Here is an 11973-nt window from a genome sequence, read left to right on the forward strand (position 1 = left end):
TATACTGATGATGTCTTCCTCAGAACGCTATGAATTATTCAAGCTCACCGATGTAGCTAAATCTTTTACCGGTGCCGAACGTCCGGTGCTGAACGGTATATCTTTCTCGGTATATGACGGTGATTGTGTTGTCGTATCGGGGCCGAACGGATCCGGTAAAACCGTACTGATGACGCTTATTGCCGGATTGGAAACTCCTTCCTCCGGTTCGATAGTCAGCAGCAGGAAAGACGGCGGTGAGTTGCGTATCGGACTGGTGTTTCAGGAAGCCGACGCTCAAATCCTCGGCGATACCGTCGAGGAAGATGCGCTTTTCGGTATGCGGGACAGTAAGCTGCCGAAAGAGGTCATTGCACAGCGGTTGGAAGCGGTTCTGAGGCAGATGGGCTTGTACGAAAAGCGCCGCTCGCCCGCACGCAGTTTGTCAGGGGGCGAGAAGCGGCGGCTTGCAGTTGCCGGTATCCTGATGATGGAAGCCGATGTTATCATCTTTGACGAACCTTTTGCCAATCTCGATTTTGCAGGAGTGGTGCAGGTAACGGCAATGATAGAGCAGCTGCAGCGTGACGGGAAAACGGTTATGGTACTTACCCATGAGCTGGAAAAAGTGCTTGCACTTGCGAACCGGCTTATCATCTTGTACAAGGGATATCTTGTTTATAACGCGGAACCTGAGCCTGCACTCCAGAGCGGTATTCTTGAACAATACGGCATACGGAATCCGCTCTGCTCATACCGTGTATTTTCCGACCTTGTATGGAAGGCCGATGACCGTCGATAAAAATAACTTTTTATTTCAATATACGGCTCGAAATACGATGATTCACCGCCTGCCGGCAGGGATAAAATTCTGCGTATTATGCCTTTCTTCCTTCGTCTTATACGGCGCACCTCAAATGCTGCTGGCGGTCTATGCACTCTTTCTTGTATTGGTCAGCGTTGCTGCAAAGCTTTCATGGTTAACGGTAAAAAGAAATTGCCGGTTTTTAGGTATCTATGCACTTTGTATTTTTTTTATCAAGATAATCGGTGTGCCGCTGACGGCAGATATGCTTAAAACCATGACGGCGGAAACGCTGTTGTTTATGCAAAAGCTCGTGCTTATCTTATTTACCGCCTCGATATTTTACGAAACTACTTCAAAGCTGGAGTTTTTTGTACTCTGCGAAAAAATCGAACGCTTCTTTTGCAGAAAGAAATACACCGGTGCTTTTTCGACGCTCTTTACCATCACATTGATGTGCGTTCCCCGTGTGTTTGAGGTGTGGGCTCAACTGAACTATGCTTACGATGCACGTACCCGCCGGCGGCGCGATATTGTCAGTGCCTGCCGCCGGTTTGCTTCTCTATTACCTGCACTTATTGAAAATCTCTTACGCTTTGCCGTTACCGCCGAAAAAGCCCTCAAAAACCGCCGACTGCGGGGGTGTGCAGGGCAACCGTATTAAAAATATTTTTAGCGGTTGCCTTCCTTCTGTGCGAAATTTTGTTTAAAATTTCGCACATTTTTCCAGTAAATGGGTAAACACATCAGGTAGAGTAGATAAAAACCGCGGAAAAATTGAGACTGTGAGACCATTTGAACCATCTTCAACTGTTGTACATCCATGTACATCAGTTGAAGGCGAGTTTTGTGCGTGCACAAAACATCGCTACTATATGGAACCATTGCCATCCTTGGCAGTTCTGGTCGAATAGTCTCAATTTTTCCGCGGGGTGTTAAACATCCGACCTGATGTGTTTACCCTGACTTCTTGGTGCAAGCCCTTTGACAATAGAAGCCGGTTTGTTATATTCTATACGTTAATATGTTTGTATCGGTAATGATAGATCCGGGCGGAGAGGAATCTGCTGCCCATCTTTCGGAATTGTTAACTTTTTATGGATTTGAACGGATGCAGCGGGCGTGTTGGGAGTCCTCTACGGTTAATGAGAAACAATTGGTTGCTCTTAAACGCGAAATTGATCGGGTAACCGATTATTATGATGTTATTCGCATATATCAGTATCCTGTCGAAGGGGTATTGGCGATTTCCACGCTTGCTAAAAAGAAGTGGCGGAAACTCTTAATCCGTCCGCCTAAGAAAGTCTAAAAGTTTTTATAGGATATGATAGGATATGATAGGAGATGATCATGTTATTGGAAGAATATAAACCGCAGATTGCAGCACTTAAGGCCGATGTCGATGAAATCTGGAGGCGTCTTTGACTCCGAAGCGGTAAAAAAACGGATTGCGGAAAAAGAAGTTGTCGCGGGGCAAGAAGGTTTTTGGAACGATCCTAAAAGTGCCGAAAAACTCTTGTCGGAAATTAAAAAACTGAAAAACCGTATCGAGCCGTGGGAAAAGCTCATTGCCGATATCGAAGATCTGCAAACACTCTATGAACTCACCCAAGAAGCCGGAGAGGATGATAATGCAGATTCCATTCAAGAAATCGATATGTCGCTCACAAACCTTCAAGAACGGTTTGAAAAGCTCAATACACTGGCACTTCTTTCCGACGAGGTTGACGGCAGCGATGCCTTTTTGACTGTTCATGCAGGAGCAGGCGGTACCGAGGCATGCGATTGGGCACGGATGTTAACCCGTATGTATCTCCGCTGGGCGGAGCGCCGCGGCTTTACCGTTGAAACACTTGATGAGCTGGAAGCCGATGAGGGCTTAAAGTCTATCACCCTACAGATAAGCGGCGACTATGTTTACGGTTTCTTAAAGGCGGAAACCGGCGTACACCGGCTTATCCGGATTAGCCCGTTTGATGCGAACGCCCGCAGGCATACCTCTTTTTCTTCCGTGTATGTATTCCCTGTGTTGGATGATACCATCGAGGTAAATATCAGACCGGAAGATTTACGGGTAGATACCTATCGTGCAGGAGGGGCCGGAGGACAGCACGTCAATAAAACCGACTCGGCAGTACGGTTGACGCACCTGCCTACCGGCATTGTCGTAGCGTGCCAAAACGAGCGAAGCCAAATCTCCAATCGGGCAACGGCGATGAGTATGCTTAAAGCGCGGCTGTACGAATACTACCGCAACGAAAAAGAAAAAGAGAACGCGAAATTCGCTGCTGAAAAAAAAGGCATTTCGTGGGGAAATCAAATCAGATCGTATATCTTTCAGCCCTATACAATGGTAAAAGATCACCGTACCAAACATGAAACAGGCAATATTCAAGCCGTTATGGACGGTGATATAGACGGCTTTATCGAAGACTTTTTGAAAAAACAATGGGCAAATCAGCTGATGTATGAGGACAGTCCTGAATGAAAATAAAACGGCTGTTCGTTGCTCTGATTGCGGCGGTAACTGCATTATGCGGTATTGCTCAAACAAAAGGTGAGATTCCTACATGGTCAATTACGGCATCAAAGTTTACACTTACCGATGTGCCTGAATTATATGCATCGTACTCGACCGCATTACCCGCCATGCTCAACCTTTTTTGCGCTGTACCTGCAAGCAGACTTGTAACCCCCGAAGAAAAAAGAGCGCGGCAGCTCATAGATTATGCTGCGAAAAAACTTGCACTTATCCGCGAACGGGCATCATTAATTGCAGAACGTGATTCGCTGTATCTTGCGGTAATGTCCGAAAAAGAGAAGCTGAAGCAGACCGCTGCGTTCAACAAGAAAATAACCGCAAAGGAAGCGGATATTCAAAAAGCTCAAGAGAAAATCGACAAATTACTGAATGATACTTCTTTTACCGCGGAAACACTCCCTGTTATGATATGGAAGGATGGTCAACAGGTATTTGAGCTCCCCGAATATACGAATATTTCGCAAGCGTTGAAGAGCGAAAATATCTCCGCAGTTATTGACGGGTCGATACAGGATTTGTCGGGGTATATGTATGTGTCTGTTGTATTGACAACCGGTTTGCCGGGTATGCCCGATTACCGGTTCAGCGAAGCGGGACCGTATCAATCAATCGAAACAATTGCCCGTTCATTAGCGGCGCAAATTATGACGGCGGTAAAAAATTCTCAGCCTGCAAAGGTTTTGCTGACAGTCGAACCGGAAGATGCGGAAGTGTATGTGGACAGCGAACCGCTCGAAGCAGGAAAAAAGTCTCTTTATATGTATGAAGGCAGTCATCGGCTTGAAGTGCTTGCTGCCGGTTACGATTCAGCCGGTAAGACTATCGAGGTTCAAGCAGGGCAAAATTATTTGCTGAACATAAAATTAAAAAAAGAAAACCTTATTTCCGTCGGGTTTCAGTTTATAAAACCCGATGCGGATGTCTTTTTGCATACGCAGTATTTTGCCGGTACGCCGTTTCAGACCGATGTTCCGGCAGGTAAAAATACAGCTATCAGTTTTTCATATAAAGATGTAAAAACCTACATTGTACTTCGACCTCATGATTTTATGCAGCCAGGGCAGACAACCTATCAGTTGCAAGCGATGCTCAATAAAGAAAAGACCAAGACCTTGATTGACCGGCGGCGGAATGTTCTGTACTGGTCGCTCGGCGCCTTTTATGTGTCGCTCCCTATCTTTATGATTTTACAGGGACTTACTGCAGATATGGCTTCAGCCGCCGCGGATTCCCGTTTGGGGAGTGATGCGGCAGTGCAGAGTAAATATCGTGCACTGTTTATCAGTTCTGCGGTGATGCAGGGAATAACAATCGGTTTAGGTATTAACTATGTGGTACAGCTTGGGCTGTATCTATATGCTGCCGATCAGAGTATTCCAAAAGAGGCTCGTAAGTTATAGCAGGTTTAAGGCGAACCTCTAAAAAATTTCGGTTTTTGGAAGTTCCCAACAGAAATATCGGATATACTGGAGAAAAATATGGCTAAAAGAAGTTTTTCCGAAGGTTTAAAGAAACTGTTCGGCATTCATTCCCGATTGGATGATTCTTTTTTTGAAAGCGTCACCGATACATTGGTAGAAGGCGATATCGGCGCTCAATTTGCATTCGAGATTGAAGACCTACTTCGTGCGGAATGTAAAAAACGGAAGGTTGAACAACAAGAACAGGTATTGCAGATTTTATATGATATTTTACTTCCCTTTTTGCCGGTTGCTTCTTTTACGCCGGAAAAAGATAAAACCTCCGTGTATTTGCTGCTGGGGGTAAACGGCGTGGGGAAGACGACAACTGCGGCTAAGCTTACTCAGTATTTTAAATCCCGCTTTGAATCGCCGATTATACTTGCCGCTGCGGATACCTTTAGGGCAGCCGCGATAGAGCAGCTTGAATATCACGGAAAACAGCTCGATGTGCGGGTTATTGCGCATCAGTACGGCGGGGATCCGGGAGCGGTTATCTTTGATGCTGCACAGGCAGTGCGGGCACAGGGAGGCGGTCTCGTTATTGCCGATACCGCCGGGCGGCTCCATAATAAGGAAAACCTCGTGCGGGAACTGCAAAAAATCAATAGGATCGCCGAATCGAAAACCGATGAGGGGTGTTACAAGAAAATACTCGTGCTGGATGTAACGGCAGGGCAGAGCGGCTTTAGGCAGGCAGAGGTTTTCCACGAGGCGGTCGGAGTCGATGCGGTCATTCTGACAAAATATGATTCAACGGCAAAAGGCGGTATCGCGCTCAGTGTGGGACGGCAGCTGAATCTACCGGTCATTTTTACCGGTACCGGCGAAAAATACGGGGACTTTGCGCCCTTCAATGCCGATACCTATCTACGCGAATTTATCGGTATGCCGGTATGAAACGGGTTGCTTTCTGTTTTTTCATTTTAGCGGTTGTACTTTGCCAATCGCCGTTCGGTGCTGCTGACGGAATTGAATCAACGGATGTTCCGGCCGGTACAACACCGGAGATTCCGGTAGATATTGCTTCGGATGTTCCGGCAGACACAGTGCCGGCAGATACTCCCCAAACAGAAAAGGTTTCTACTGAGGCCGTAAAGGATAGCGGCTCCGTCTCGCCGGCAATAGGCACGGACGGAAAAGAGACTGAAAGCGGCGAAGCGGCTTCCTCAACGGCAGGCGCTGATAGGAAAGAAGCCGAAAACGATAAGCAGGCCGATTTGACTTTCGCCTCAATTCATAGCAAAGGATTAACCGTTGCAGACGGTAATAAATGGTATTACGAAAGTTTTGACCGGCAGGGACGCTCCTCCTTCGCAGTGCTTTATAATGACGGTACGGCAGTTGAAAAAACGGAGTGGGCATATAAAGGTCGTACCCGCCATCCTACAAAAAAGAAGATACTCCGCACAGATAGTTCGGAAATATTTTGCTATGATGATGACGGACGGGAGCTGAGTATCGAGCAATACGAACAAAAAACATTAACATCAAAGACGGAAAATATCTATAACGGCGGCGGTAAGCTGATTGAACAGACGATCACCGCGAGGAAAAATATCGACAAATCGGTATGGGAGTTTGACGGGGATAAGGCTATTTCCCAAACCAAATATCGGAACGGAAAGAAAACCGCCTTTATCGAGTTGGACAATACTCCCCATATTATACACCTGTATATTGATGATAAAGAAGTATATGTAGGAGAGGAACCGTGAAGCGTACTGATCTTGCATGGATTTTGTTCGTATTGCGGCGGTTTAATGCCGCAGATACCAAGGGGCGTTCGGCGATTACCGGAATCCTTTCCGTACTGGGGATTGCCTTCGGGGTTACGGTCTTGATTGTTATCCTTGCTGTGATGAATGGTTTTCAGCGCAGCTTTATCGATACCATTTTGCAGGTAAGCTCGGCGCACGTACAGTTGTACGGATCCGAAGCGGCTCTGGAACAGGCGAAGGCCGTAGGCGGGTTCCAATCCTTTTATGTATTTTCAGAGACGCAAACAATAATGCAGGGCAACTACGGCAGGCAGCAGCCGGCAATACTCCGCGCCGTACCTGAAACGATATTAAGCGATGACCGCGGCTTTGCCGGCGCTGTAACAATGATGGAAGGTGACTTTAACCTTAGTGCGCCGCATTCCGTTGTGCTCGGATACGAGCTTGCCCGTATGCTTTCGGTTTCTGCCGGAGATAAGATTTCGCTCCTCGCGCTTTCGGGCACCGCGGATACCGATATTTTTCCGGAGGATGCTGAATGCACGGTCGCCGGTTTAATGAAGACCGGCTATTATGCAATCGATGCAGGCTTTGCTTTTATGTCAACGGAGACCGGCGCGTTGCTGTGCGGCACTCAGCAGGAGCTGTCAGCCGCAGTAAAGCTTCAAAATTCGGAGGCTGACGGGATATATATCGCCCGCATTTCTGCCGCCGTGCCCGAATTGAAGGCAGAATCATGGCGCACCTATAATCAAGCGTTTTTCGGAGCCTTGCGTATCGAAAAAAATACGATGTTTATGCTCGTTTTTTTGATCTTTGTGGTGGTTACGGTGAATATTTACAACGGAATGCGCCGTTCCATCTATGAGCGGCGGGAGGAAATTTCGGTACTCGCTTCGCTGGGTGCTAAAAAAGAACATATCCAAGCCCTCTTTATCGCTAACGGCTTTACAATCGGGCTTTTGGGCGCTTCCATCGGCTTGCTTTTAGGCCTGCTGCTTTCAGCGGATATCAATCGGGTCTTTTTATTGGCTGAATATTTGGTAAATGCCGTCATTGAAGCGGCAAATATTTTGTTGGAGCACACATTTTTTACGGGCTTTAGTATTTTCAGTCCTCAATACTTTTACATCGATTCGATACCCGTGCGTATTTTCTTCGGCGAAGTTTTTTTGGTGTTCTTATTCGGCGTCTTTTCTGCGAGTTTTGCCGCTTCAATTGCAGCTCGAAAAATTCTAACCCTTAAACCTGCGGAGGTGCTGCGCTATGAATAAACCGATTTTAGCGCTGACAAATGTTTCAAAAACTTTTCAGTCTGAGGCGGATTCAATCCGTATTTTACATAACTTAGACCTGATAATCGAACAACCGGCAAAAATCGCCGTAGTAGGGGAGTCCGGTTGCGGAAAAAGCACTTTTTTGAATATTGTCGGCGGCTTGGAACAGGCTGATTCGGGAGAGATTATTGCGGGCGGATATGAACTGCACCGGCTCAATGAAAGCGGATTGACGGACTACCGCCGCTTTTACCTCGGCTTTATCTTTCAGTTTCATTACTTGCTCAAAGATTTTACCGCCATCGAAAATGTGATGCTGCCCGCACTTATCGCAGGTATGCCGAAAAAAGAGGTAAAAGAGAAGGCGGCTGCCCTTTTGCAGGATGTCAAGTTGGAAATGCGGCTCAATCACTTTCCCGCTCAGCTGTCGGGGGGAGAGCGGCAGCGGGCAGCCGTTGCCCGTGCGCTTATCAATGACCCTTCGCTCATTTTAGCCGATGAGCCGACCGGCAATCTCGATCCTGCAAATGCGCGCGGGGTACAGGAACTGCTCTTTTCAATAGCGGATAAGCACCGTAAAACGCTTATCATCGTAACGCATGATCAAGGGATTGCCGCCGACACTGACCTGTGCTACCGGCTTGAGCAAGGGAAGCTGCAGCTCTTATGAACTTTTTATTGGCATGGAAGCTGGCGCTGCGGTATCTGGGGCTGAATGCGGGAAAGGCAGTTTCAAACGCGCGGAAGAGTTTAATCGGCGCTGTCTGGGGAATCGGTATCAGTATTATCCCCTTGGTTATCGTGCTTGTGGTGTCAGACGGGATGATCAAGGGTATTACCTCCCGCATGATTGAACTCGGCAGCGGGCATTTGCAGGTACTCGATCTGCGTCCTGCACCCCGCAGCGCACAAACCGCCGATGACCGGAAGCAGAGCGCTCAAGAGGTTTTTGATTCAATCCGCATGAACGCACATCCGGTGCTCACCGGTTCTCGGCGGCAGCAGGAAGGTACCGGTTTACTTATCGGCAAGACCGGCCGTAGCGGAGGCACAATACGGGCGATAGATGCGGGCTATTTTACTGAAAATCCCGCTGCACGGAACCTGTTAACGGTGGTAGACGGCAGTCTTGAGTTCGACGGTACCCGTTCTATCTTGCTCGGCAAAAAGATTGCGGAGCAAACCGGTCTTAAAGTCGGGGACAGTTGCTCGCTGCTCACGCTACTTCCGCAGTATTCAGGTAATCAGACAAAACCGAAGCTCACCCGTTTTAAGGTTGGCGGTATTCTTTCCTCCGGTTATCAGGAATTGGATGCATTATGGATTTTTATCCCGTTAGCATCTGCCGATGCAGTGTTGTCGCCTCAGTCCTCGTTGAGCGCTCTTACAGTCAGCATTGCAGATCCTTTTAATGATACTTTGCTTATGGACGCAAAAGATACCATCCAGCAACTGTTACCGGCGGGATTTTCGGTATATACGTGGCAGGATCTAAACCGCTCTCAATTTTATTCATTTCAGACTTCAAAGAATCTTTTGATGTTCATCATGTTTTTGATTCTTCTTGCTGCCTCGGTCAATGTTTCGTCGGCAATGGTGATGCTCATCATGGAGCGGCGGAAGGAAATTGCAATTCTTAAAGCGACCGGCGCACATCCGTTTTTTATTACCCTGTCGTTTTTAATTGCAGGTCTCTTTACGGGAGCGGCAGGGCTCTGTATCGGCTTAACCGGCGGTATCCTTGCGGCCTTACACATCAACGAATTGTTTGTTGCTTTTGAATATGTAATCAATGCGGGGCAGAGCGCACTTTATTATATGCTGGGAAAAACGGGCAGCCCCGAAACTATCCGTCTCTTAGCGCCCGAATACTATTTGGAATATATTCCCATTTCCTTAAATGCGGCTGAACTGTATATAATTGCTGCCGGAACGCTCATTCTGTCGGTGATTGTCTGCTTGCTGCCTGCCGTGTATGCAGGTAAAGAAAAACCCTTGGACAGTATGCGGAAAGTATAGGACACCTCTAAAACCTCGGTTATCTTTGCTTCGCATCCTTCGGAATAGAGGTGCCCTATAGTCTTCAAGCAGTTGTCGATTTTTAAAAGGTTCTCCGCCCCTGCATAAGGTTAAAGAGCGATTCGAATATCTTTTTTACCGTGCTACCGTACCGTGCATCAAGCTGATCCAGTACGGAATCGATCTTTTTTTTTCCTTGCTTTTCTGCTTCGGTAATCGAACCGCTTGAGCCCAGCAATGCTATCGCTTTTTCTACCGCAGGGGAATCAATGCCCTCTTGCCGCGCTTGTTCAAAATAAGCGGTAAGCGCCGCAGCATCTTCCGGATGTTTTTCGATATGCAGGATTACAGGTAAACTCTTTTTCCCTTCCACAATATCGTCGCCGCGTTTTTTACCGGCATTTCCCGTGCTGATATTTTTTACATCATCGAGTATCTGGAAACCGATGCCGGCTCCTGCAAAAAGCGATGCAAAAACATTGCTTTCTTCATGTTCTTTTCCCGCAGCACGCATACCGGTATAGGCGGCAAGCGCGGCGAGCGCCCCGGTCTTTAAACTGATCATCAGTTCATAATCCTGCCGTGAGGGAAAAAAGCCGGCAGTCCGATGCCAGTGGATATCGAGCGCCTGTCCTTCATGCAGGTTGCGAATATGCGTAAGCGCCGCGGCATATAAATCGAGCTTTATGCCGGCAGGAGCCTGATAGTCTTCGAGTGCTTGCAATGCCCGAAAGTAAAGCCAGCTGCCTGAATTGAGCGCCGAATCGAGTCCGTAGGCCACGTGTGCGGCAGGCTGTCCGCGGCGTAGCTCGGAATTGTCTTCTATATCGTCATGAATAAGACTTGCCGTGTGGATTCCTTCTATGAGCGGCGTAAGCGTGTAAATGTCTTCGCTATCGCCCCCGGCAAGCTGATAGGCAAGAACAGCAAGCAGCGGTCTCCAGCGTTTTCCGCCGCCGGACACCAACGAGGCGCACGGAGCGGATAAAAGTGCTATAGGACTTTGTTCTGCAGCGGTCTCCGATACATCGGGTAAAAATGCAGTGCGCAGTGCGCCTTCAATCTTTTCAAGCCGTTGCTTAAATTCATCATTCATACTACTATTATACTTCATATTTTATTGATAGAGAACTACTCTTTTGGGGTAAAAAAAGGAACAGATGGGAAATCAGTATCGGGAACCGGACTATTGGTCGCGGAAGGCTTTTGCGGAAGGTTATCCTGCGCGGTCGGTCTATAAATTAGAAGAAATGCAAAAAAAATTTAATCTATTCGGGAAAAATGACAGCGTGCTTGATCTCGGCGCCGCACCGGGGAGCTGGACAACGTTTTTGCTTAGGTTTCTTTCTCCGGAAGGGCGCGTCTGTGCAGTGGATTTGCAGCCCCTTTCGGAATCGATACGGGATCCGCGGCTTTCGTTTTTCCAAGGGGATCTGACCGCGGCGGCTATGGCGGCTGCAGTAAAAAACTGCGGCCCCTACCGTTCCGTTATCTGCGACGCCGCGCCCGCCACCACCGGCAATAAAACCGTCGATACCGCCCGCTCCGCCGCCCTTGTCGATATGGCGCTTTACTATGCCGAAACACAACTTGAAGCTCACGGCAGCTTTGTTGTTAAAATCTTTCAAGGCGGCAGCGAGCAGCAGTACCTCCAGCAGATACGAAAGCTGTTCAAAACCGCCCGCGCCTTTAAGCCCGAAGCATGCCGCCGCAGCAGCTTCGAAACCTACCTACTCGGCCTAGACTTTAAAAGCCGTGTGTAAGCTCTCGTAGGACAACCGCAGTACAAGTATTTTAAGCGGTTGTCTTCCTCCTGTACGAAATTTTTTAAAATTTCGTACATCTTTTTTTTGGCAGATGGGTAAACGCATCAGGCAGAGTAGATAAAAACTGCGGAAAAATTGAAACGATGAGACCATTTGAACCATCTTCAACTGTTGTACATCCGTGTACAACAGTTGAAGGCGAGTTTTGTGCACGCACAAAACATCGCTGCTGTATGGAACTACTGCCATCCTTGACAGTTCTGGTCGAATAGTTTCAATTTTTCCGCAGGGATGTTAAAAAACGGCCTGATGCGTTTAACTTTGAAGTTCTCGATTATTTCCTTGACAACTCCTATCACTAGCCCTTACAATATATAGTATAGATAATTTTAACATCGTATGAG

General features: G+C 47.6%; 12 protein-coding genes. 11 read left to right on the forward strand and 1 reads right to left on the reverse strand.

Annotated features, from left to right (window positions below; genetic code table 11):
- Nucleotides 1–7: 7 nt before the first annotated feature.
- The 10 genes from E4N65_RS04730 (at nt 8) to E4N65_RS04775 (ending at nt 9803) form a co-directional block, all read left to right on the forward strand.
- On the forward strand, nt 8–781 hold the full coding sequence (locus E4N65_RS04730) for an ABC transporter ATP-binding protein (RefSeq protein ID WP_253674275.1): 774 nt from the start codon (nt 8–10) through the stop codon (nt 779–781).
- The gene (locus E4N65_RS04735) at nt 768–1448 is read left to right on the forward strand and encodes a hypothetical protein (protein ID WP_253674277.1); all 681 of its coding nucleotides are present in this window, start codon (nt 768–770) and stop codon (nt 1446–1448) included. The genes E4N65_RS04730 and E4N65_RS04735 overlap by 14 nt, the downstream gene beginning before the upstream one ends.
- Before the next feature lie 360 nt (nt 1449–1808).
- The gene (cas2, locus tag E4N65_RS04740) at nt 1809–2093 is read left to right on the forward strand and encodes a CRISPR-associated endonuclease Cas2 (protein ID WP_044016724.1); all 285 of its coding nucleotides are present in this window, start codon (nt 1809–1811) and stop codon (nt 2091–2093) included.
- A gap of 41 nt (nt 2094–2134) precedes the next feature.
- Nucleotides 2135–3272 (forward strand): peptide chain release factor 2 gene (prfB, locus tag E4N65_RS04745; protein WP_144389690.1). Its coding sequence is split into 2 segments (ribosomal slippage): nt 2135–2206 and nt 2208–3272, totalling 1137 coding nucleotides; the frame shifts between segments, so codons are not numbered across the junction.
- Nucleotides 3269–4726 carry a PEGA domain-containing protein gene (locus E4N65_RS04750; RefSeq protein ID WP_044016721.1) on the forward strand — a complete coding sequence of 486 codons (1458 nt, stop codon included), beginning with the start codon at nt 3269–3271 and terminating at the stop codon, nt 4724–4726. The genes prfB and E4N65_RS04750 overlap by 4 nt, the downstream gene beginning before the upstream one ends.
- 78 nt (nt 4727–4804) lie before the next feature.
- Nucleotides 4805–5686, forward strand: a complete 882-nt coding sequence (gene ftsY / locus E4N65_RS04755) for a signal recognition particle-docking protein FtsY (RefSeq protein ID WP_044016718.1) — start codon at nt 4805–4807, stop codon at nt 5684–5686.
- Nucleotides 5683–6504, forward strand: coding sequence for a hypothetical protein (locus E4N65_RS04760; RefSeq protein WP_044016716.1), 822 nt, complete (start codon nt 5683–5685; stop codon nt 6502–6504). The genes ftsY and E4N65_RS04760 overlap by 4 nt, the downstream gene beginning before the upstream one ends.
- Nucleotides 6501–7781, forward strand: a complete 1281-nt coding sequence (locus E4N65_RS04765) for an ABC transporter permease (protein ID WP_253674279.1) — start codon at nt 6501–6503, stop codon at nt 7779–7781. Before E4N65_RS04760 ends, E4N65_RS04765 begins: the two co-directional genes overlap by 4 nt.
- Nucleotides 7774–8454, forward strand: a complete 681-nt coding sequence (locus tag E4N65_RS04770; protein WP_253674280.1) for an ABC transporter ATP-binding protein — start codon at nt 7774–7776, stop codon at nt 8452–8454. The genes E4N65_RS04765 and E4N65_RS04770 overlap by 8 nt, the downstream gene beginning before the upstream one ends.
- Entirely contained in the window at nt 8451–9803 is a 1353-nt protein-coding gene (locus E4N65_RS04775; protein WP_253674281.1) for an ABC transporter permease, read from the forward strand. Before E4N65_RS04770 ends, E4N65_RS04775 begins: the two co-directional genes overlap by 4 nt.
- A gap of 82 nt (nt 9804–9885) precedes the next feature.
- Here the strand turns inward: E4N65_RS04775 and E4N65_RS04780 are convergent, their stop codons facing one another.
- Entirely contained in the window at nt 9886–10899 is a 1014-nt protein-coding gene (locus E4N65_RS04780) for a polyprenyl synthetase family protein (protein WP_253674284.1), read from the reverse strand.
- A 64-nt stretch (nt 10900–10963) separates the two neighbouring features.
- Between E4N65_RS04780 and E4N65_RS04785 the strand changes: the two genes are divergently transcribed.
- Nucleotides 10964–11566, forward strand: coding sequence for an RlmE family RNA methyltransferase (locus tag E4N65_RS04785; RefSeq protein WP_253674286.1), 603 nt, complete (start codon nt 10964–10966; stop codon nt 11564–11566).
- Nucleotides 11567–11973: the final 407 nt, after the last annotated feature.

This window comes from Treponema sp. OMZ 855 (genome assembly GCF_024181145.1).
Taxonomy (GTDB): domain Bacteria; phylum Spirochaetota; class Spirochaetia; order Treponematales; family Treponemataceae; genus Treponema.